The 23,578-nt window shown below is 45.3% G+C and carries 18 protein-coding genes; 16 read left to right on the plus strand and 2 right to left on the minus strand.

Features of this window, described 5'->3' with window-relative positions; translation table 11 throughout:
- Positions 1-53: 53 nt before the first annotated feature.
- Positions 54-2,768: an aconitate hydratase AcnA gene (acnA, locus tag Q0V21_RS32545; protein WP_301882596.1), complete on the minus strand. Its 2,715-nt coding sequence runs from the start codon at positions 2,766-2,768 to the stop codon at positions 54-56.
- 359 nt (positions 2,769-3,127) lie between these two features.
- Here acnA and Q0V21_RS32550 point away from each other — a divergent pair, with 359 nt between their 5' ends.
- The 7 genes from Q0V21_RS32550 to Q0V21_RS32580 all read left to right on the plus strand — a co-directional run bounded on the left by Q0V21_RS32550 (position 3,128) and on the right by Q0V21_RS32580 (position 9,848).
- Positions 3,128-4,147 carry an amidase domain-containing protein gene (locus tag Q0V21_RS32550; RefSeq protein ID WP_079348887.1) on the plus strand — a complete coding sequence of 340 codons (1,020 nt, stop codon included), beginning with the start codon at positions 3,128-3,130 and terminating at the stop codon, positions 4,145-4,147.
- 133 nt (positions 4,148-4,280) lie between these two features.
- Positions 4,281-5,381, plus strand: a complete 1,101-nt coding sequence (locus Q0V21_RS32555) for a D-alanine--D-alanine ligase (RefSeq protein WP_301882598.1) — start codon at positions 4,281-4,283, stop codon at positions 5,379-5,381.
- Between the two features lie 31 nt (positions 5,382-5,412).
- Positions 5,413-5,736, plus strand: a complete 324-nt coding sequence (locus Q0V21_RS32560; protein ID WP_053779624.1) for a hypothetical protein — start codon at positions 5,413-5,415, stop codon at positions 5,734-5,736.
- 156 nt (positions 5,737-5,892) lie between these two features.
- Positions 5,893-6,894 (plus strand): UV DNA damage repair endonuclease UvsE, encoded by a 1,002-nt coding sequence (gene uvsE / locus Q0V21_RS32565; protein ID WP_301882599.1) that lies wholly within the window; start codon positions 5,893-5,895, stop codon positions 6,892-6,894.
- 107 nt (positions 6,895-7,001) lie between these two features.
- Complete coding sequence (locus Q0V21_RS32570; RefSeq protein WP_443146235.1) at positions 7,002-7,865, plus strand: inositol monophosphatase family protein; 864 nt, start codon at positions 7,002-7,004, stop codon at positions 7,863-7,865.
- Between the two features lie 81 nt (positions 7,866-7,946).
- Positions 7,947-8,225: a hypothetical protein gene (locus Q0V21_RS32575; protein WP_079348891.1), complete on the plus strand. Its 279-nt coding sequence runs from the start codon at positions 7,947-7,949 to the stop codon at positions 8,223-8,225.
- A 306-nt stretch (positions 8,226-8,531) separates the two neighbouring features.
- A complete protein-coding gene (locus Q0V21_RS32580; RefSeq protein WP_301882602.1) occupies positions 8,532-9,848 on the plus strand; it encodes an SGNH/GDSL hydrolase family protein in 1,317 nt (438 codons plus the stop codon).
- 149 nt (positions 9,849-9,997) lie between these two features.
- On the opposite strand, the gene Q0V21_RS32585 is transcribed toward Q0V21_RS32580, so the two are convergent.
- Entirely contained in the window at positions 9,998-10,549 is a 552-nt protein-coding gene (locus Q0V21_RS32585; protein ID WP_079348893.1) for a winged helix-turn-helix domain-containing protein, read from the minus strand.
- A 219-nt stretch (positions 10,550-10,768) separates the two neighbouring features.
- Between Q0V21_RS32585 and Q0V21_RS32590 the strand changes: the two genes are divergently transcribed.
- The 9 genes from Q0V21_RS32590 to Q0V21_RS32630 all read left to right on the plus strand — a co-directional run bounded on the left by Q0V21_RS32590 (position 10,769) and on the right by Q0V21_RS32630 (position 23,335).
- Positions 10,769-12,022, plus strand: coding sequence for an MFS transporter (locus Q0V21_RS32590; RefSeq protein WP_079348894.1), 1,254 nt, complete (start codon positions 10,769-10,771; stop codon positions 12,020-12,022).
- A gap of 216 nt (positions 12,023-12,238) precedes the next feature.
- Positions 12,239-13,597: a radical SAM/SPASM domain-containing protein gene (locus tag Q0V21_RS32595; RefSeq protein ID WP_079345179.1), complete on the plus strand. Its 1,359-nt coding sequence runs from the start codon at positions 12,239-12,241 to the stop codon at positions 13,595-13,597.
- Positions 13,590-14,159: a flavoprotein gene (locus Q0V21_RS32600; protein ID WP_179132625.1), complete on the plus strand. Its 570-nt coding sequence runs from the start codon at positions 13,590-13,592 to the stop codon at positions 14,157-14,159. The genes Q0V21_RS32595 and Q0V21_RS32600 overlap by 8 nt, the downstream gene beginning before the upstream one ends.
- A 1,169-nt stretch (positions 14,160-15,328) precedes the next feature.
- Positions 15,329-17,116, plus strand: coding sequence for a sensor histidine kinase (locus Q0V21_RS32605; protein WP_301882603.1), 1,788 nt, complete (start codon positions 15,329-15,331; stop codon positions 17,114-17,116).
- A complete protein-coding gene (locus Q0V21_RS32610) occupies positions 17,091-18,644 on the plus strand; it encodes a response regulator transcription factor (protein WP_301882604.1) in 1,554 nt (517 codons plus the stop codon). The genes Q0V21_RS32605 and Q0V21_RS32610 overlap by 26 nt, the downstream gene beginning before the upstream one ends.
- A gap of 219 nt (positions 18,645-18,863) precedes the next feature.
- On the plus strand, positions 18,864-20,147 hold the full coding sequence (locus Q0V21_RS32615) for an ABC transporter substrate-binding protein (RefSeq protein WP_301247510.1): 1,284 nt from the start codon (positions 18,864-18,866) through the stop codon (positions 20,145-20,147).
- 144 nt (positions 20,148-20,291) lie between these two features.
- A complete protein-coding gene (locus tag Q0V21_RS32620; protein ID WP_024633027.1) occupies positions 20,292-21,194 on the plus strand; it encodes a carbohydrate ABC transporter permease in 903 nt (300 codons plus the stop codon).
- 2 nt (positions 21,195-21,196) lie between these two features.
- A complete protein-coding gene (locus Q0V21_RS32625; RefSeq protein ID WP_024633028.1) occupies positions 21,197-22,036 on the plus strand; it encodes a carbohydrate ABC transporter permease in 840 nt (279 codons plus the stop codon).
- Between the two features lie 174 nt (positions 22,037-22,210).
- A complete protein-coding gene (locus tag Q0V21_RS32630) occupies positions 22,211-23,335 on the plus strand; it encodes a rhamnogalacturonan acetylesterase (RefSeq protein ID WP_301882605.1) in 1,125 nt (374 codons plus the stop codon).
- Positions 23,336-23,578: the final 243 nt, after the last annotated feature.

The raw sequence follows: 23,578 nt of genomic DNA on the forward strand, positions 1-23,578 counted from the left end.
CACGTGACGAGGAGCTTTTCTGTATAACTTAATTGCATTAAATATAAAGGCAATTAAGATTTTTTCATCATTTGACGCAATACGGTTTGCAGGATACCACCGTTATGGTAGTAGTCCACGTCCACCATGCTGTCCAGACGAGCGATGACAGGGAAGTCGAACTTGGTGCCGTCCTCACGGGTTACGGTAACCGTCAGTTCTTGTCCTGGTTTCACATCATTGCTCAGACCTGTGATGTCATACGTTTCACGACCGTTCAGACCGAGGCTGGACCAGCCATGACCTTCCTGGAATTGCAATGGCATTACGCCCATGCCGACCAGGTTACTGCGGTGAATACGCTCGAAGCTTTCTGCGATAACGGCTTTGACGCCGAGCAGGAATGTTCCTTTTGCCGCCCAGTCACGGGAGCTTCCTGTACCATACTCTTTACCAGCGATAACGATCAGGTTCTGTCCTTCGTCCTGATACTTCATGGAAGCATCGTAGATAGACATTTCTTCGTCCGTTGGCAGGTATTTCGTAATACCACCCTCGGTACCTGGAGCCACTTGGTTACGAATACGAATGTTTGCAAACGTACCACGCATCATGACTTCATGGTTACCACGACGTGAGCCGTAAGAGTTGAAGTCTTTGCGTTCTACGCCATGTTTTTTCAGGTACAGTCCAGCCGGACTGGATGGTGCGATATTACCCGCTGGCGAGATGTGATCCGTTGTTACGGAATCAGCTAGCAATGCCATGACACGTGCGGAACGAATATCTGCGATATCCGTCAACTTGTCGCCAAGCTCCTGGAAGAATGGTGGATTCTGAATGTATGTGGAGTTAGGATCCCACTCATACAATTCGCCTTCCGGTACAGGAATCGTATTCCAGCGCTCGTTAGCTGTAAATACGTTCTCATATTTGTTGCGGAACATCTGTGCGTTCAGCGAGCTAGCGATGGTATCCTTGATTTCCTCGGAGCTAGGCCAGAGGTCTTTCAGGAATACAGGCTCGTTGTTGGTATCATAGCCGATTGGATCGGTTGCAAAATCAATATTAACGGTACCCGCCAGAGCATACGCCACAACGAGTGGCGGTGAAGCCAAGTAGTTGGCTTTGACCTGTGCGTGCACACGACCTTCAAAGTTACGGTTACCGGACAATACAGCCGCTACCGTCATGTCGTTCTCAGCGATTGCTTCGCTTACTTCGTCTGGCAGTGGGCCAGAGTTACCGATGCAAGTTGCGCAACCGTAGCCGGCCACGTTGAATCCGAGTTTGTCGAGATATTCAATCAGACCTGCTTTTTCCAGATACTCGGTAACTACGAGGGAACCTGGAGTCAAGCTGCTTTTCACGTAGCCAGGCTTGGTCAGACCACGTTCAACGGCTTTTTTCGCAAGCAGACCCGCTCCAACCATAACACTTGGATTCGAAGTGTTGGTGCAGCTTGTGATTGCCGCGATAACGACAGCACCAGCAGACAGTTCGCTAGTGGAACCGTCAGGGTGTTTAACAGGCACTTTCTCAGCGATTTTCTCGTCGCTCAGTCCATAGCCGCCTTTGTCGATCGGCGTGCGGATAATGCTATTGAAGCCTTCTTTCATTTGAGTCAGCTCGATGCGATCCTGTGGACGTTTAGGTCCCGCGAGACTTGGTACAACAGATGCTAGGTCAAGTTCAATCACATCTGTAAACTCAGGGTCAACCGTATCAGCAGTACGGAACATGTTCTGAGCTTTGTAATAAGCTTCAACCAGATCCACCTGTTCGTCGGTACGACCCGTATTACGCATATAGTTCAGTGTTTCGCTATCTACAGGGAAGAAACCGATTGTTGCGCCGTATTCTGGTGCCATGTTGGCAACCGTTGCACGGTCAGCCAGACTGATGTTGCTAAGACCCGGTCCGTAGAACTCGACGAATTTACCGACAACGCCTTTTTTACGAAGCATTTGGGTAACAGTGAGTGCCAGATCCGTTGCAGTTGCGCCTTCGCTCAGGCTGCCTGTTAATTTAAAACCGATAACGTCCGGTGTTACAAAATAAAGCGGTTGGCCCAGCATGCCTGCTTCAGCCTCGATTCCGCCAACACCCCAACCAACAACGCCGAGTCCGTTGATCATGGTGGTGTGGGAGTCCGTTCCTACGAGGGAATCCGGGAATACAACGGTTTCGCCGTCAATGGTTTTGGTTGCAGCCACGGAAGCCAGGTACTCCAGGTTAACCTGGTGAACGATCCCTGTGGATGGTGGAACTGCACGGAAGTTGTTGAATGCCGTTTGCGCCCAGCGCAAGAAGCGGTAACGCTCTTCGTTACGCTCGAACTCAACCTTGATGTTGTAGTCGAGTGCATCATTCGTTCCGAACGCATCAACCATAACGGAGTGGTCGATAACGAGATCGACGGGAACGAGTGGGTTGATTTGTTTGGGATCGCCGCCTGCTTTTTTCACGGTATCACGCATTGCTGCAAGGTCAACGACAACCGGTACACCGGTGAAATCTTGCAGAACGATACGTGCAGGGATAAATGGAATTTCTTTGTTATTGTCACGGCCTTCTGCCCAGCCGGTCAGTTGTTTAACATGTTCTTCGGTAATTGCACGTCCGTCAAATTGACGAATAGCTGCTTCGAGCAGCACTTTAATGGAGAAAGGAAGCTTGGAAAGGTCGCCGTAGCCGCCTTCCTGAAGAGCATCTAAACTGTAGTAGCGATAAGACTTGCCTCCGACCTCAAGACTGCGGGCCGCGGAGAAATGATTCTTGGCTGACATACATGTACCTCCTTAAAATGGTCGGTGAGATGAAGAAAACGTCCATATAGGTGAAGAACAGGCCTTCATCGTTCCGTGTCCTTGTTCACTGGTTTCATTAGGTGAAACGTAATTTCATAATCGTAACTTTAGTTTTAAGTATACCGTTTTCAACGCCGTACGTAAAGGGCTTTTTGCCTGTCCAGCCAAGCGAATTAGACATTGAATGCGTTCTCAAGTAAAGGGAATGGACTTGATCTCTTCCGTACGCATTATCCCCGTTATTAAGGCTTCAAAACAGAACCAGACACATACAACCGAAATTCTCTCATATAAATAAAAAAGAGTTTTCATGCAATGGATCATTCCGGACAGAACTCATGCCAAAGGGGGACACAGGCTTGGAACGCGAATGGAAGAGTGCCTTATATACCTACGTGAACCAGTATAATCGCTGTGAGATCGACTACCGTCCACAGACAAGCGAACGGATTGTAACCGATCCGGAATTTGTGCTGGAACGGGGAGAGCGGATGGCCAGACTGGACCAATGGTATCGCAAGCGGCGGGCCGTGCCTCTTCGCAGTGAGACCAGCGCCAAGCTTGTGCGGACACTGATGGATGGGGCAGATGAATCGGTGGTGGACGTGCAATTGTACAGCAGGCTGTTCTATGAGAAGAACGGTTTGACCCATCGGGAAGACCGGATTGAGCGGGAACGCCTGACCTTTCTTAGGCAAGGAGGAGCTTGGACCATTGCACGGGTGGAACGTGAGGTCCCGGAGCGTCGTCCGGTAGGCGAGGGTCGCCCTTTTCAACAAGCTGATTTTGTACAGGCGATGAATCGGCCACTGCTTAACCGGGAAGTACTGGGACAGGGTAGGAGATCAAAGCAGCAGCTGTATCGCAGGGATCTTGCTGTGGCCTACGCGGATCGGTGGTGGAATGCGGGTAATCCGGCCTATGAGGAATTCGATGTGGACTGCACCAACTATGTGTCCCAATGTCTCTTTGCAGGGGGAGCACCCATCCACTATACTGGTAAAAGAGAAGCAGGATGGTGGTACAAAGGTTATGTGAATGGCGCCGAAATGTGGAGCTACAGTTGGGCGGTCTCCAATAGTCTGGAGCGCTATTTATCCGGCAGCAGCTGGGGGTTGTCAGCAACCGAAGTGGAGCGTCCCGAGCAGCTAATGCTTGGAGATGTCATTCTCTACGACTGGGACGGTGATGGCAGGTTTCAACACAGTACTGTTGTGACCGCTTTTGATGCGGGGGGCATGCCGCTTGTGAACGCACATACAGTCAGCAGCCGCCACCGTTTCTGGGATTACCGGGATTCTTACGCTTGGAACGAGCGGACGGTGTATCGGCTTTTTCATATTGCAGATGAATTTTGATGGTCAAAGATTTTACGGGATTCGGTGACGTGGACATCAGGTTCCGTGTAAAATAAGTCTAGATAACAGAATAAAAGTGGTGCTGAACATGCAGGCATGACAGCATCATTGCACAGATAATCGGAGGTTACACATGAGTATGGATAAATTAACAGTAGGCGTCGTTTACGGCGGAAAGTCAGGCGAGCATGAGGTATCGCTGCAAACGGCGTTTGCTGTAACGAACGCATTTGATTATGAGAAGTATGAACTGGTTCCTTTTTATATCTCCAAGCAGGGTACGTGGAAAAAAGGATCTGTCATGCATGCGCCATTCGCGCAGATTGAAGATTTGAAGCTGGAGCAGGCGTCGGGCGGAACCCAGGAAGCGCTGAAAGCGCTGTTTGGCCGCTTATATGGCGGGGAAGAGGCGATGGACGTGATGTTCCCGCTGCTGCACGGCACGTTTGGTGAGGATGGTACCATTCAGGGCATGTTCGAGATGGCGGATATGCCTTATGTTGGGGCAGGTGTACTGGCTTCGGCAGGTGGTATGGACAAAGTGGTCATGAAGAAACTGTTCGCACAGGCTGGAATCGACCAATGTGCCTTTACGTATTTTAACGCTACGCAGTGGAAGCAGACCGAACATGAAATGATCCTGCAGGTGGAGGATCAGTTGGGCTATCCTTGTTTCATTAAGCCGGCCAATCTCGGTTCCAGCGTGGGGATCTCGAAAGCGCGTAACCGGGGTGAACTGAAGACAGCAGTGGAGTTTGCTCTTCGTTATGATACGAAGGTTGTCATTGAGGAGTTTGTAGAGGCGCGTGAAGTCGAGGTTAGTGTGCTTGGCAATGACGAACCGATGGCTTCCGTACCAGGAGAAATTGTATCCTCTGGTGAATATTATGACTATGCAGCTAAATACATCGATGGTCAGTCTCAGATGCTGATCCCTGCTCCGCTTGACCCGGAAGCCGCAGATCGCATCCGCGAGGCCGCATTGCAGGCATTCCGTGCGATTGAAGGCAATGGGATCTCCCGGGCCGACTTCTTCATTCGCAAATCGGATGGGGCATTGCTTATTAATGAAGTAAACACCATGCCTGGTTTCACCCCCTACAGCATGTATCCACTCTTGTGGCGTGAGACGGGTGTATCGTATGCAGAACTGCTGGATCGCATGATTGAGCTGGCTTTGGAACGCTACAACCGCAAGCAGGCGCTGAACTACGAGAACGGCGTACAGGTGTAGCCTGAGGACGACAATATAGGGAGGGGTATGAATGGGATTTCAGACCGAATTCAATTCCGTGTGCAAATTCAAGAATGAACAAGAGCTTTTCGAATTGCTTGAATACGGCCGTGGCAAAATGGTCAAACAAGGCTTTCGTGTATTTCCTACCGGACAAAAAGTCATTGCTTACACACCGGATAACGTGGCGGTAGCCATCGTAAAAATCGTAGTCTCCATTGCAGAGATTAACTTCCAGGGGCAGGAAGTGACCGAAGTGGAGATGCAATTGATCCGTAAACTGAACGAGGAAGAATCACGCATTCAGACCGCTCTTGCGGACGAGATGTTCTTTGGTGAACAGGCACAGGGGTAGTTTGTTACACATGGACCGGAATGAATGGACGGATTTGTCGAAATTACGATTATGGTCACTCTTTTAGGGTAAAACTTGGTTATATACAGTGAAGGGAAGACCGCCGGCTTCATATGCCGGGGAAGGAATTCCGCCCTAATAGAGAGGAAGAAATTCATGCTCGTACGTTTTGGCTATGTGGCGATGTCCGTGCTTGTGGAGAATGCTTCACCTTCCCGGACGATGACCATGTCCAGCTTTAAGAAAATTGATGATAGGGAAGCGGCAATTCGCAAGCTGGAACGAATTGCAGCCGAGAATTTGCATAATACATTACGTTTGCTCAGACACAATAAAGGCAGCCATATTCATGTATATCGCTTCTCCTCCAAATTAATTCCGCTGGCTACTCATGAGGATCTGAGTGATTGGGACCCGTTTCCCGCGCTTAAGCAGGATTTTGCTGTAATTGGCGATTTTGTGAAGGAGAACGAGATGCGTGTATCTTTCCACCCGGATCATTTTACAGTACTCAGCACGCCGCGGGAGGAAGTGCTGCGCAATTCCATGCGCGACCTTCGTCATCATGTACGTATGCTGGATGCGATGGGGCTGAATGCCACTGCCAAGAACAATATACATATTGGTGGTGCATACGGAGACAAGCCTAGTGCTGCGCTGCGTTTTGAGGAGAATTTTCTAAAGCTGGATCGGGATATTCAGGAGCGGCTGACGCTCGAAAATGATGACAAGACCTTCAATGCACCCGAGACACTTGCAGTATGCCAGCGGATGGGGCTGCCCATGGTACTGGATATTCATCATCAATGGGTGAACAATGAAGGCGAACAGCCGTGGGATCTCTGGACTGATATATTGAAGACATGGGAATCCCCGCTTGCCCAAGCGGATTCACAGGCAGATAAGCCGTTGCCGCCCAAAATTCACGTGTCCAGTCCCAAGAGTGAGAAGGACCTGCGAGGTCATGCTGACGGTGTTGAAGTGGAGCCTTTGCTCACTTTCTTGCGCCATATCGCAGCAGATACGCCCGCCCTTGATGTGATGATTGAGGCGAAGCGCAAGGATGAAGCATTGGTTCAACTGATGCAGAAACTAGCATTCTATCACGAAGAGGGTGTGGAGTGGGTGGACGAGTCGACGGTTATCATTCATCCGTAGCGCCAAAAGGGGCCTGGGCAGCGAGAAACTTTACGAGCCTCGGGGCGTATACTTTTAACAAGTATTTTAATTTTTCGTAGATTGATATAGAAAGTAGAGTGAACGCTTTGAATGAGAAGGAAAAAACACCTTATGTCGTGACAAGCAAAAGCTATACTGCCGTCGCCATTAATGCAGCCTCCAAAGCTGGAGAGTGGATCAAGAGCCGTCTCGGAACTGTGGGGGAGCCCGGAACCAAGTATTCCCCGCAGGATCTCGTTACTGAAGTGGATAAAGGCGCGGAACAGATGATCCGCCGCCTGATTCTGACGCATTTTCCCCATCATGCCATTCTGGGTGAAGAAGGCGTAGAACCAGGACCGGAAGCTTCGGCCAAAGCACTGAAAGAAGCTGAGGAAGAAGAGTTTCTCTGGATTGTGGACCCGGTGGACGGAACGACGAACTTTGTACATGGTTTTCCGTTCTACTCCGTATCCATCGCTTTGGCCCATAACGGTGAGGTAATTGTGGGAGTAATCTACGATCCTTCCCGTGACGAGATGTTTGTTGCGGAAAAAGGAAAAGGCGCTTACGTCCATGGAAACCGGATGCTTGTATCGGGTGAACAGGAACTGGCTCAGAGCCTGATCGCGGTTGGCTTCCCGGCAGATACGACATACGCCTTGCCGATCAACATGGCCGCTGTCCAGGCCCTTGCACCGCAAGTACGCAGTCTGCGTGCAGGCGGTTCCGCCGCCCTGCATTTGGCGTATGTTGCAGCGGGGCGCCTCAGCGCTTATACCGAAGTTGGCCTGAAGCCATGGGATATCGCCGCAGGGGCACTGCTGGTGGAGGAATCCGGAGGCAAGGTCACTGACACCATCGGAACGCCTTATCAACTCTCGGTGAGTCATGTAGTGGCCAGCAATGGCAAGATTCATGATGCCCTGACAGGTGTGCTGAAGGAAGCAAAGGCAACCGGCCTGGAGTGAGTGGAGATTGTCTGTCCACGAAGTGAAAATGTAATAGTAAGATTAGTGCATTTGTGACTTTAATCTAAGGAGCGAACAACAATGGATGAATCCAAAGAACTGGAACGACGTTTGAGTGATATGCTGACTGAAGGGGACATGGAGGAGTCCGGCGATGCTGACAAGCGTGAACGCCAGCTCATTCCTCCCAAGTACGAGGTGCGCATCCAGACAGAACGTGATCCGATTGTTGAGGAAACGTTGAAGTACCGGGATATGGCACGCGAAGTGGACGATCGCTATGATCGTTATATAGAGCGTTCTGCCGGGAACAAACCGGAAAACGACACGGATAGTTCTGATTCTGGCGACGCGAAGTAAACAGAAATCTTGACAGGTTGATATTTTATCTGTGTTAAATGAGGGGCTTCCAATAGTCATGCATGAATATGACGGAAGCTCCTTTTGATCGTCAGCGTAGGGTCCAGCGACGACGACCGGTGGGTGAACGACTTCGGGGTAGTCTATTTACGTGTATAGTGAGAGCTCCTCCTTTTTCGTACAGACGACAGCACCCCTTTAATAATGTTAGAATAGAGTTACACGAACTTCTGTCATCGCAGTGGAAAGTGTAATATGCAATTATTGTTTACTTAGTATAGATACGAGACAAGGAGTGTTCTAAGAATGAAGCGTAAACGCATATGGAGAAGTACCGCCGCGGGATTAACGGCAAGTATGCTGGCAGGGATGCTGATTTTGGCATCAACCGCCCAGTCCGCTCTTGCTGCGGATAGCAATACGTTACCTGCGGGAACTACAACAGCATCTTTGCCTGTGAACAAGGATGCCATAGCAGTAACCAAGGAATTCCGCATCGTCACTTTGGGGGATTCTATTACCGTGGGTTACGAGCCGAACCTGAAAGAACTGCCGTATGGTTATGTGGAACGGTTACAGGAACAAGGCCTGCTTCATGGACGTACTCAGGTGGACAACTATGGTATAGCCGGATTGAAGAGCAGTGGTCTGAAAAACTTTGCAGATGCGATTAAAGAAGGGAAAGCGCTCACTTCCGAAGCCATTCAACCGAGTCTTCCTGATCCAAGAGCGGCACAAGTTGGAGCCAATATTGCTGCCATCCAGGAGAGTGTAGCTGGAGCGAATCTCGTTGCTATCACAATCGGAGGGAACGATGTATCCGAGCTGCTCGGCTCGGCAGATAAGCTGAGTGATGCGGAACTGGAAGCAAAAGTGAAAGAATTGCTATCATCCTATACAGCCAATGTTAGCGCAGTTATCAATGATATTCATGAGATTAATCCTAATGCCAAGATCGTAATCGCAGATCAATACCAACCTATGCCAGAAGTAGCTGGTAAGGAGCTTTATGCGAAACTAATGGAAGCTTCCCAAGGGTTTACGAAGACCATTGATGGAATTGCGACTGAATTTTCCGCTAAAGGGATGGATATAAAAGTGGCTCATGTCGCCAAGGAGTTTATTGGTGGAGAAGGCACGATGACGCACATGATTAAGGACCGCGATTTCCATCCGAATCAGTTCGGATATGAAGCGATTGCCAAAGTATTCGCAGAAACGATCTGGGGCGACTACACCAAGCTGACAGCTCCTGCAAGTGGTGAACCGATGAATATCATCGTAAGTGGTAAAACGCTGGATACACCGTACAAACCAATCATCCGTAATGGCAAAAACTTTGTGGCGATCCAGGATATCGTGAACGCTGTTGGCGCAACCACGGTATGGGATAATAAAACCTCAACTGCAACCATTACATACGGAGACCGGAAGGTTGCCGTGAAGATCGGTGCCGCTGCCGTTCAAGTGAACGGAGCATCCGTGACTGTGGATACACCTGCATTCCTGAACAAAGTGGGCACAGAATCCAAAACGTATGTACCTCTCGCCATGGTAGCCGAGGGTCTTGGCTTTGATGTGCAGTATGTAGCCAAGTTAAAAACTGTATTTGTGAATCCGTAACGTAAACAACAACTTGAAATCAAATTTATAGCCAGATAAAACGAGCCTATAGGATTTTTCTAAGGCTCGTTTTCATGATGAATATAACATATAGTTGTTTTCTGATTGTGAATATCTGATGGTAAGACTCAGGTTCACATAATATTGTTTCAAAATTCTTTTTTATAAGTTAGAAATAAATATTCGAATTGATTATCTTCTATGCCTTCGCAGTTTTCTTCTGATTCGGTGTAAATGTTATTTAATATTTGACGAATTTCCTCATTGACCTTCTTCCATTGTTTTTTAGTGAGAGATAAAGTTGTAACAGTTACTTCAACATCAGAACTCTCTTTAGACGCCCCTCTTTTAAAATCCCTGTTCAAAACCCAGATACCCTTAGTATAAATTTCATTAATTTTTTGGCTTAGAATAATGGCACTTTCTTTAGCTAATGTTCCATCAAAAGTTATATTTACATTTTTTTCAGTATTCGATAAATAGTAGTTTTGAGTTAGATTATTTAAATTCTCACTTCGAGATATCTTAACTAAATCTAATTCCTTCAATTGTTTTACATGATAATACAAACGGGATGCGTCTTCGTTTAAACTTTCAGCAATTTGTTTAATTGTTTTTTCCTCAGAACTAATTGATTCTAAAATCCTTTGCTTGGTTTTATCTAGCAAAGCCTTTGCCAACTTCTCATGATTATATTCCAAAGAAAATCACTCCTATATTCAATTCATTTGAAAGCATTAAATTAATACAATAACAATAACCAGCACTTCAACTAAAGCATACAGTAGAAGTATTTATTGTTCAATTTATTACGTACTATGTTTATGTAATTAACTAAAAATATAAACATTTGACAAAATAAAAAAATGGAAATAAAATTGTTTTAAACGTTAAAATTAATTTAAATGGAGGAGTGACTTATTAAACGAGATTTTTGGTATTTAGTCTCTGGGAGACTTTTTAGCAATATTGGAGATAGTCTATACTCGGTAGCAGCGATGTGGTTAATTTTTGAATTAACAGGCAATAGTGTATTCACAGGTATAGCTGGCTTTTTAACTATGGTTCCATCAGGATTACAGTTTCTGATTGGACCATATATAGACAAAGCTAATCTAAAGAAGGTAATGATTGTTTCTCAACTAACGCAATTTGCATTGATAATCTCTATTCCTATTTTTTACCACTATAACTTTTTAAATGTATACACATTATTATTCATCATGTTTGCTGCCTCTTGTGCCAGTGCTTTTGCCTATCCAGCACAAATGTCCCTTTTGCCTCGAATTGTAAATAAAAATAGTATGACCAGAGCTAATTCTTTAATGGCACTTGCCTATCAAGGGACAGATATTCTATTTATGGCTATATCAGGAGTGTTAATTACAATTACAGCGACTCATGTAGTTCTTTTCTACAACTCGTTTTTGTTTTTGGTGACCTCGATATTATTTACAAAGATCAGATATAAAAACCTGAGAAGTCATGAAAATCCTACTCCAAATGAGAACATATATGAATTAATTAAGAACTATTATTCTGAACTAACTGAAGGATTTAGTTATATTAGGAATTCCCTTATACCACAGATATTGCTTGGATCGATCATTGCAAATTTCCTAATAGGTGCTTTTATCGTGAGTTTACCTAGTTACGCTCAAGATCGAGGTGGTGTAGAATTCTATGGTTATTATTTAGCAGCTTTTTCAGCAGGATCCCTTGTAGGATCTTTGTTAGCATTATTATTAAAGGAAGTAAAAATAGGTAAACTAACTATAATTGGTTTCTTATTTAGTGGTTTAGTTTGGCTGGCTTCTGGATTAATATCCAACCCTTATATATCGGTTATCCTACTTGGTTTAGCATCAATTATTATGGGGATAACAAATGTGATTTTTATGACACTTATTCAAAATTCTGTTGATGAGAACATCTTGGGCAGGGTCATTTCTTTAATAGTTAGTTTAACTGTAGTAGCCACACCGCTTGGTAATCTTGTAGGTGGATTCGTTTCTGAATGGTTAGGAAGTATATATGCTTTTATCGGAGCTGGAATAGGTCTGATATATGTCTCGCTTTACTGGTTATCGAATCCAAATTTAAGAGGAATATCTACTGCAAGCAATTCTTCGCACTTAGTAACAGGGGTAAAATTAGAGGAGAAAGCAAATTAAAAAAAAATTTACCGAAAAAAATATTTACAACGCAAGGTAATATTTGTTATAATCTACTTGTAAGTTGATTTGAAGGAAGGAGTTGAGATAAATGGTTGTGATCGAACAAGCAAACAATGATAAGCCAACAGTAATTAATGCTTTTTGTTAAGGAAACCCAAAAACACACCACCTAAGAAATTAGGGTGGTGTGTTTTACTAATAAGGAGGAGAGCTATGTTTAATAGAGATAGTAATTTTCTTAAAAATAAAGAATTGAAGAAAGGGTTTAAAGCTTCACGATATAATGTAATCTCAGATACTAAGGATGGAGGTCTTAAACTTTATAATAGTTTAACTGGAAAAATTATAAAAATAGATTCGAAACATTACGATAAAGCCAAAAGAATATTACAAAATAAAATAACTGATTTAGATATTGAGTCTGATGAACTTATTAAATATTTATATGAGAATGAATATTTGGTTGATCAATCATTGGATGAATTCAAAAGGGCGACTGCACAAAAATTGAGATCAGTTTCATCAGATAGAACACTGCAGTTAATCATCCTTGTTAATGAGGATTGTAATTTTAGATGTGTATACTGTTATGAAGACTTTAAAAAGAAAGAGATAACGAGCATTACAATACAAGGGATAGAAAACTTTCTATTAAACAATATAAAACACTATGATTATCTTCAAGTTCAATGGTTTGGTGGGGAACCATTAATTTCGCTTGGAGCACTAGAGCTCCTGTCACATAAAATAATAAAAATTTGTGAGGAAAACAACGTTATGTACTCTAGTGGAATGACCACTAATGGATATTTGCTTACGCCTGATGTAATGGATAAATTAAATAAACTTGGTGTTAGAAGCTTTCAGATAACTTTGGATGGTATCGATGAAACGCATGATAAACTCCGAGTGGGCAAAGAGGGGGAAGCTACTTTTGCTACGATATTCTCTAATCTAATAAACTTACGAAATACTTCTCATCAATTTCACATTTTACTTCGAACTAATGTAAGTGATCCAGTTAAGGTGGTCATGGAAAACTACATAGATTTAGTAGACGAATATTTCAAAGATGATCCAAGATTTGACATCCATTTTGTTACAGTAAAAGATCTAAAGGGGTCACAGTCAGGAGACCTCCATTTATGTGATACAAAAGAATTATTTCCGTACTATGAGTACGCTCAAGAAAAAGGTTTTTCATTTGATTTCTATAAGGGACCGCTTAGACCTAATGGATCTGAATGTTATGCTTCCAATCCAAACTCTTTAGTAATTGGTTCAGATGGAATGATTTATAAATGTACGGTTGCCTTTAATAACCAAGATAACCACGTAGGAAATTTAAAAGAGGACGGATTCCTTGAAATTTTTGAGGAAAGATTAATGTTGTGGGTAACTGGTGGTGCCAATGAAGATTCCAACTGCACAAAATGTTATTTCAGGCCTTCTTGTCAAGGGAATGCTTGTCCTTTAGAGAGAATAGAGGCTAATAGAACACCTTGTCCACCAATTAAAAAAAATATTAAAAGATATATAAATTTAATACATGAGGAAGAATTATATGTATAAGAAAAAATTATTGTTTGGAGTTACGGGTTCGATAGGTGCTTCAAATGTCCCCACTTACTTAGCTTATTTGGCACAAGAATATGAAATAAATTTAATAATGACGGAGAATTCTCAGAAATTCTTAGTAAGTAATGCATGTCTCCCATATGTAGAATATGTTTATACAAATATGAATGATCATAGCCGCGTTAAAATTCCTCATGCTAATTTACCAAGAGATGCAGATTTATTTTTGGTATTACCAGCAACAGCAAATTTCTTGTTTAAAATAGCCAATGGAGCTGCAGATGATTTGTTGACATTAGCTATTTTGAATTATGGTGGTCCTGTGTGTGTAGCCCCAAATATGAATCCTCTAATGTGGAACTCACATTCTGTACAACGCAATGTTAAACAACTAAAAGAAGATGGTTTTCATTTCTTAAATGTCTCCGCTCATTCTATAGAAGCTTCTAGTGGGAATATATTATTTTCTGAAGCGTCTTTACCTCAACCTCAAGAGTTAATTGATTCACTAAATAAAGTTTATACCTGTGCAAAAAATAGTGAACTGATCTTATGATATCTGAAAGTTAATCCTCTCTAAAGAAATTTATAAAAAGATAGAAATATTTTTATTGTTCTAGGAACTTTTTTTTGAATGTTGATATGTCAATTTATACGACCGGAAAAACGGTCGTTTATTATTTTTAGGAAAACTTGTTTTTTTGTGACGACCAACCCGAAATAGAAAAAATACGATTCAAATTATTTAGATCAATATTGCGAATTTCTATAATGGATACCATATTATGGGGTTATAGTTTTTAAAAGAGACAGAAGGATTTTAGAATTAGAAAAAAATGATAATTAGTTTTCAAAGATAGGAGTAAAAAACAATTGAGTTCTATCTACAGTTACAGTAGTTTAGAAAACCAAAACTAACTTTTTTTGAAGGGCAAGTCTTCGGATGTTTTTCCCCACCGAACACGAATAAGCAATTGGAAAAATATATTAATTGAACTTTACCATTATCCTTGAACATATAGATTCCGTTTACTTGTAAAGTAGTTTCTACATTGAAAAGCTATCATTTGGATTTTGCTGCCTTCATTGATATAGTTCGTCCAGCGATGGTAATTATATTTCTAGTCAATAGTTTGGATCGTTTTCAAGTAAACAACTATGGAGGAATGCTGGCGCTTTGCTGAACTGCAGATGCCATTGCTGGACAAAGGTGAAACTAAACCGTTTCTTAGCGAAAAAACATATTATCTGAAAAAATATAATGACAGACGTTGAAGAACATTAACGCTAGAACATAAGATTGTTTACTAGACATACTAAGATTTACGTATCCTTTTGCTTCCTTGACGAATTATGGATTGCGCGGACTGGCAGACCCGTCTATCCTGAGTAAAGAAAATGAACGGAACTTTGATATTAATCATTGTTCCCGATTTCTATCAGTGAGTAGATATATGGTAAATATGTGGAAAACTCTTTAGTTATGCATCTAGTCCTCCCCCAAAATTAAATCGGTCGAAAAACTATCTCAAAGATTTACCTGAGATTTTTCTAGATTTACTAACTAAATCAGTTAATCGACTAGAGAATCAAAATACATGGTAAAGCCCAAATATAATATGGCTTGTCATCTGACCATGGATGTGTAAATATGAAAATAACTTACAGTAGATCGAAAACCATTTCGAATGACAGCACCCTTCGCAAGCCAAAGGAGCGTTTTGGATGAGAAAAATTAAGAACGCTTTCACGAGATTGCCGATTCATCACAAAACCATTCTTCTCATCGGACTTCTGATGTTGATCAGCTTCACATTCTATGTATCTGTCCTGAGATACGTGTTCAACATTTATGACCGACAAATCTATGAGAAATCCTCACAGGTGCTTAATATGTCTTCGGTGGGCATCGAGAACCAGCTGCGTGAGATTTCCAATTTATCCTTTAAAGTCATGTCTGACGAACCACTACAGCAATACCTTCTCCAGTTGGAAAATGCCGAAACGGGATATGAGCAAAATGGCCTGCGCAAAAAAATCACCAACAGATTGGTGGCCTATGCAGGTTCAGAGAAATACGTCTATTCCATGATCTTTATCGATAATGATAATAATGTTATGGCGGCTGGAAACCGTGAAGGAATCTCGGAAGCAAAGCAAAGTGAATTGGTTGCTTTGGGACAGCAATATTCAGGCTCCAATGCCTGGTACACGGGTGGGGACCAACAAGCCAGATTACTGTCGGTTAGACAGGTAAAGTCTTTTACCGGTGGAGCATTCACGCTGGAGAAGCTGGGCACCCTCGTTATTCGAGTACGGCTGGATCGGATTGTTCAGGACCAGATGCAGCATCCGGCAGAGGATTCACAGCTATTAATTACAGATGGCCGGGAAGTGATCTACCCGACAGAGTCGACTGTCAGCAAATCTGAAATTGAGTGTGAACTGAAGCGGACACAGCCTTATGGGATCGCCATGTTTGAGCAGGGTAGAAATTTTGTCGCCCGTGCACATTCTTCCTATACGGATTGGGTGTACCTGTACATGACGCCTTTTGACCAAATGTTTAAGCAGATCCAGTTTGTCAAACAGCTGGTGACTGTCATTTTTATCATGATATTCCTGGCGGCGCTTGTATTTGGAGCTAAGTTTTCGCGCAGTATTACACAGCCGATCGCCCAGTTGATCAAGAAAATGCGCAATATCGAAAAAGGGGATCTGGATAAGCTGGAGGAAGCAGCGCTTGGCAACGTTCCGGTATCTTCGCAGAATGAGGTTGGGTTGCTGCATCGCACGTTCAAGATGATGTTACAGCGCATACGCGAACTCATTGATGAGAATTATGCGAAACAGCTCGTGATACGAGAGACTGAATTGAAAGCGCTTCAGGCGCAGATTAATCCACATTTTCTGTACAACACACTGGAATCAATCAACTGGCTTGCGAAAGTGCAGAAGCAGCATCAAATCTCTAAAATGGTTGAGGCCCTTGGATTTCTGCTGCGAAGCTCCGTGAACATGTCCGAGAAGTGGATTACTTTGGAACGAGAAATGGAAATTGTCCGTAGTTATGTGACAATCCAGCACACGCGATTCGAGGAAAGGCTTGATTTTGACATGGACATTGCGCCCGAAGTGGGAACTGCGCGCATTCCGAAGTTAACGCTGCAGCCATTGGTGGAGAACGCCATCCATTATGCTCTGGAGCCAAGCATAGAACCTTGCCGTATTCGGATCAGAGCGAGAGCGGATGGGGACAACATTGTGATTGAGGTGGAGGACGATGGTCCAGGCATGACTCCCGAATTTCTGGAGCAATTGCAGGAGGGACGTATTCAGACGAGGGGACAGGGGATCGGACTGTCGAACATCAAGGAACGGATCAGGCTGACCTTCGGGGACGAAGGCGAAATGATCATGAGCAGCAATCCCGGATCAGGGACCGTAGTATCGATCAGAATACCTTGGATCAGAGAGGACGATGACGATGTACAAAGTGATGCTCGTAGATGATGAACGTGTCATTCTGGAGGGGATTTCGCAAGTCGTGGATTGGGCTGCAGCAGGAACGGAGCTGGTGGATACCGCGAGAAACGGGATTGAAGCGCTGGATAAGATCGGTCATTCCAGACCGGATATTATCATTACGGATATTTCCATGCCGGGTCTGGATGGTCTTGGATTAATTGAAAAGGCGTCCGAAGCTTACCCTGGACTCCGGTTTATCATGTTGTCTGGTTACAAAGAGTTCGAATATGCTCGCCGGGCCATGCAATATGGAGTGAAGCATTATCTGCTCAAACCGTGTAACGAGAACCAGATCCACGATGCCTTGTCCGAGCTGCTTCAGGAACACCAGGATGCCCAGGTGAAGGAACATGTGGCCGGAGAGATGAAACAGCGGCTGCAACGGGTACTCCCGCATGTGAAGGAGCAGTTCCTGCTGGAGTTTATGACGAACCAAACCTATGGTCCGGTTGATTTGGAGTATTACCAGGAGCTGTTTGAACTGGAGCTGGAGGATAGTGAAGTTCGGCTGCTGCTGTTCCGGATTGCAGATGAACATGATTATAGTCATTTATTTGCGATCAAAAACATCGCCAGTGATCTGCTGCCCCATGTTCTGTTAAGCACGACCATTGAAGGCAAACTGTTAATTTTGCTGGGGGACTCTTCCGATCCGGTCGGTTTGAAGGAGAGCATTGAGGAAGTGCGGGCTGCTTTTACCAGACTGTATAAACTCGAAGTTACGGCTGCCCTTAGTGAGGCGGATCGAATGATTCAATCCAGGCGTTTGTTCCGTGAGGCTATGCAATGCCTGAACCACCGCTTTTTTATTGGCGAAGGCAAGCTGATTACCAAAAATGATCTGGCCCTGGCCGGGGAATGTGCTGGGGTACACGTTGAACAGGATGCAGAGCAGCTGTGCCAGTTGATTAAGTCAGGTAATACCGAAGAAGCTGCAGCGGAAGTGGATCGCCTCTTCGATCTTTTATCCGGTCAGCAGCTTGAAATTGGGATTACCCGTTCGTATGTGGTGCAGTTGTACTCCGCTATGATTCATGTCTGTCCACCTGAGGAGGCAACGGAATTCACTCAGCGTATGGCAGAGCTGCCCCATATCGATACCTTGTCTGGCTTAAAATCCTTTGTCGCAAGCAGCGCAGCCCGAATAACCTCCGGTTATTACAAAAACCACATTAGCCGTCAGTCTTCTGCCGTGGAGAAGATGATGGATATTGTAGACCGTCATTATGGCGAAGCTGATCTATCCCTTAACGGTGTCGCTCATCAGATGTTATATATGAACCCGGATTATTTAGGTAAAATTTTCAAAAAAGTAACCGGCGAGAACTTCTCCAATTATGTGAATCGTTTGCGCATTGAGCGTGCCTGCGAACATATTCGCAGAGGTGGGGATGTGAAGGTATTTGAGCTTGCCGAATTGTTTGGCTTCGGGGGGAACTCGCAATATTTCAGTCAGGTATTCAAAAAGTGGACTGGCATGACACCTACCGAATTCCGCAGAACTGGCTTATAACAATAGACTGACGATCATGTAGTCGGAGTATGAGGGGGACGAACCGCACCGGGAGGGTGCAGTTGTCCTCCTCTGTTTTTTGAACCAACAAGACGGTTTTGTGTATTCAACTATGGTCTCACATTTGCGAAAATGACAATATAAAGTTTGTGAAAGCGTTATCAGAAAATGAAGGTAACTCATTCACACAACCATATCAACATAAAAGGGGAGATTGGCATGGTGAAAAAGGCAATATTCCTGATGATGGCGGCATTGCTGGTATTAACAACGGCATGCAGCAGCAGCGGAGGATCGGGCGAAACATCTGCGGATGGTTCGGTAACACTTCGTATCGCGTGGTGGGGATCGGATGCACGTCACGAGTATACACAGAAGGTCATTGACTTGTACAAAGAGAAGAACCCGAATGTCAAAATTGACGTGGAATATGCGTCGTTCGATGACTACTGGAAAAAGCTCGCTCCACAAGCTGCAGCGAATCAACTGCCGGACATTGTACAGATGGATATTTCCTACATCAGCCAATATGCACAGAACGGACAGCTCGAAGATCTGTCCCCATATCTCGGAAATCAGATCAAAGTGGACGATGTATCCGAGAACGTAATCAGCACAGGCATTATCAATGAAAAACAATATGGGGTACCTGCGGGTGTTAACGTACTGGGTTTCCAGTATGATCCGGCTCTGCTCAAAAAAGCGGGTGTGGATGCCCTACCTGAAAATATGACCTGGGAATCGTATGAAGAGCTTGGCAAGCAAACGGCTGCCAAAGGACTTTTCCTGGATGGAGGCGTGGCGCCGGATATCTTCTTCCACTATTTCCTACGGACCAAAGGATTATCCCTGTACAATGCTGAAGGAACGGGTCTTGGCTATGATGACGACAAACTGTTCGTTGAGTTCTTCGGACTCATGCGCCGGATGATTGAGCAGGGCGCAGCGCCTTCGCCGGATCTGGCGAACCAAACCAAAGGTATTATCGAGGAATCCGACCTGGTCAAAGAAAAAGGAATTGGTGTATGGCAATGGTCCAACCAGTTTGTAGCCTTGCAGCAGGTAGCCAATCGTCCATTGGAGATTGCACCAATGCCTGGACCGGACATGGAAAAAGGTCTCTATATGCAGCCAAGTATGTACTGGGCTGTAACATCGAACTCGAAAGTGAAGGAAGAAGCAGCCAAATTCATCGATTTCTGGGTGAACGACGTGGAAGCAAACAAACTGATCAAGGGCGAACGCGGTGTGCCAATCTCGGGCAAAATCAAGGAAGCTATCGCTCCTGAGCTGAGTGATGCAACGAAACAGGTATTTGACTTCGTAGCGGCCATGGAGCCTAAAGCTTCGCCAATGAGCCCACCGCCGCCGGTAGGTTCGCCGGAAGTCATTGCTTCTCTGGCGGATGTTGTGGAGGAACTGAACTTTGGCAAGATTACACCGGAACAAGCAGCAGCGACATTCCGCAAAAATGCCGAAGCGGTTCTTGCCAACAATAAATAACAGTTGAATGATTGCTTGCTCATCCTATTACCGGGATGGATGGGAACAGGGGGCTACTCGCATACTGCGAGGGCCTTTCCCCGTCCATGAGATCGAAGCGAAGGCTGTGGGAAGTAATCAGATCCATAAAGGAGGTTCGTTCCGTTGAGGCAATATTCGTCGTTGCGCAGAAACTTAACCGGGTATGCATTTATTAGTCCTTTTATCATCGGCTTTCTGGGCTTTACGCTCATTCCGATGTTTGTATCTCTATACATGTCGTTTACGAGTTATAATCTGTTCACTTCTCCACGGTGGATTGGGATGGACAACTACACCAAGATGTTCTTTGATGATCCGAAGTATTGGAACTCGGTTAAGGTAACGTTCCTGTACGTGTTCATTGGTGTGCCGCTAAGGCTGGTCTTTGCACTTTTCGTGGCCATGATCCTGAATACGGGCTCCCGCATGGTCGGAACGTACCGAACCTTGTACTACCTGCCATCCATTATCGGTGGTAGTGTGGCCGTGTCCATTATGTGGCGTAACCTTTTTAGTAATGAAGGTGTCATCAACAGCGCATTAACGGCAATCGGAATTGGGCCAATCAGCTGGTTTGGTGATCCGAATGCGTCCCTGGTTATGCTGATCTCGCTATCAGTTTGGCAGTTTGGATCTTCCATGCTCATCTTTCTGGCCGGTCTGAAAAATATCTCTCCCGAGATGTACGAAGCAGCAGGTGTGGATGGTGCCAATCCGGTACGCAAATTTTTTGGTATCACCTTACCGCTGCTCAGCCCAATCATTCTGTTTAACCTGATTATGCAGACTATCGGTGCATTCATGACCTTTGTACCTGCATATATCATTTCTAAAGGCGAGGGCGGGCCAATGGACGGTACCATGCTTTACTCGCTGTATCTGTTCCGTCAGGCCTTTATGTTTAACAACATGGGTTATGCTTCGGCCATGGCCTGGATCATGCTTATTATGATCGGTATACTCACAGTTGCGGTATTCCTGACATCCAAGTTCTGGGTGTTTTATGAATCCGAAGGAGGGAAGTAACGATGGTTTGGAGAAATGTGAAATGGCCTATCTATCATCTGTTCGTTGCAGCTTTGGCCCTCCTGATGCTCTATCCCGTGCTATGGATGCTGTTCAGCTCCTTCAAGGAAAGCCGCACCATCTTCGTGACTGCCGAGTCCCTGTTTCCTACAGAATGGATCTGGAGCAACTACGCGGATGGCTGGAAAGGTGCAGGCGGAAGACCGTTTATGGATTACATTACGAACTCTCTCGTTATTGTAGTCATTTCCACGATTGGTGCCGTGTTATCCTCATCGCTGATTGCCTTTGGTTTTGCGAGGCTCAACTTTAAAGGACGTAACTTCTGGTTTTCCCTGATGATGTTAACCCTGATGTTACCGCATGACGTTGTACTCGTACCCCAATATATTATCTTTACGAAGCTTGGCTGGTTGAATACCATTCTGCCGATTGTTGTACCTACATTCTTCGGGATGCCGTTCTTCATCTTCCTGATGGTTCAGTTCATTCGTACAATTCCGAAAGAGCTGGATGAGGCTGCTACTATTGATGGATGTAACAAGTTCAGACTGTATGTGCAGATTATTATGCCGCTAATCAAGTCATCACTCGCAACGGCAGCCATCTTCTCCTTCTACTGGAGATGGGAGGATCTGCTCGGTCCAGTGCTGTATCTGAACTCGCCGGATAAATATACCGTGTCGATGGCACTGAAAATGTTCCTGGATAGCGAATCTGCTTCCAACTGGGGTGCGATGTTCGCGATGTCCATTGTGAGTCTCGTACCCGTTGTAGCCGTGTTCTTTATTTTCCAAAAACAAATTGTACAGGGCATGAGCACCAGCGGATTGAAAGGATAAACGATATTCACTGGATCCTAACCTGGATTAGCACGTTGAAAAAGGAGGTTCTTCCTATTGAATAATGCTCAGGGGAGTCAGGCTGTTACCACGGAGGTAACGTTAGAGGGCGGTAAAGAATCCGTCACCCACTGGAAGTTCAATTTTGGACCGGACTCGGGTAGTTCGGGTGAGATTGAGGGTTATCTGAAAGTGTCTGCCAGCACCCTATATGAAGTACAGGGGGAATACGGTTTTGAATCCGGTTCCCTTGTGTATGAGAAGCAGCGGCAAAGTGAATATGGGATGGCTGACACCGGCAAGGAAAATGATAGAATACAAGGTCAGGCCAATGTGTCTGTCCCATTACGTTCAAGCTTTTGTATTCCGCTCAAGGCATCTTTCATCGTTGATGTACCCGATGGAACCTACCAAGTCTTGTTGATTGCAGGCGATGAATGGGCAGAGACGATTACCCGGGTCAAAGCCGGAGAGGGCAGACTGATGCTGCCGACCATTCGTGCCCTTCCTGGACAATGGGCAGAAGTACGATTCTCCGTTGTGGTCCGTGGTGGGAAGCTTAGATTATCGTTCTCCGGTCCCGCGCCACGGATCAATGCATTGGAGATCACGCTTGCGAATCAGACGATGACTGTATTTCTCGCTGGTGATTCTACCGTGACGGATCAGCCGGAGAGTGGATATCCATACTGTGGCTGGGGACAGCTGTTACCGGCTCAGTTCAAACATGATGTTGCTGTTGATAATCATGCCCAGTCTGGGCGCAGCTCCCGCAGCTTCATCAATGAGGGCAGACTGGATGCCATTCTGGAGAAGATGAAGCCGGAGGATTTTCTGTTTATTCAATTTGGACATAACGATGAGAAGCCGGGCCCTGACCGGGGAACGGAACCTTTCACAACATATAAGGAGTATCTGAAAAAGTATATTGATGCAGCCCGCGGAGCGAGTGCTCACCCGGTGCTGGTAACTCCGGTGCATCGGCGCTACTTCGCCGATGACGGCACATTGACCGACACGCATGGCGATTATATCATCGCCGTGCGTGAGCTGGCCGAAGAGGAAGGGGTACCGCTGATCGATCTGGCTGAGAGAAGCCGCATGTTGTTCGAGCAAGCGGGTGTTGAAGGCAGCAAGGAGGATTTCATGTGGGTGCTGCCGGGCGAGTACGTGAACTTCCCGGCAGGCGTGGAGGATAACACGCACTTTCAGGAGCGAGGTGCCCGTCGTCTCGCCATAGAGGTGGCAGAAGCCATCCGCGAGCTGCGATTGCAGCCGCTGCAAATGTATTTGAGGTAAGTAGCGAAGGAGGGCGGCATCGGAGCAGAGGGAGCGAAGCGTCCGCCTTTGGAGCGGGATTTCCCCTGCTGAGGGGGAATGAAAAAGAAATCCCGAGCCAACAGCGGCCCACAGCCCGATCCGCCCGTCGAAGCGTCTGCCCGCGATTAGCCTTTTTATTCAGCGAGTTAACGAAGTACACGAGCCTCTCGAAAAGTTGCCCCGCGAGCATAGCGAAGGCAATAAGCCTTTAAAAAGCCATGG

The sequence above is a fragment of the Paenibacillus sp. 11B genome, assembly GCF_030487755.1.
Classification (GTDB): domain Bacteria; phylum Bacillota; class Bacilli; order Paenibacillales; family Paenibacillaceae; genus Paenibacillus; species Paenibacillus vandeheii.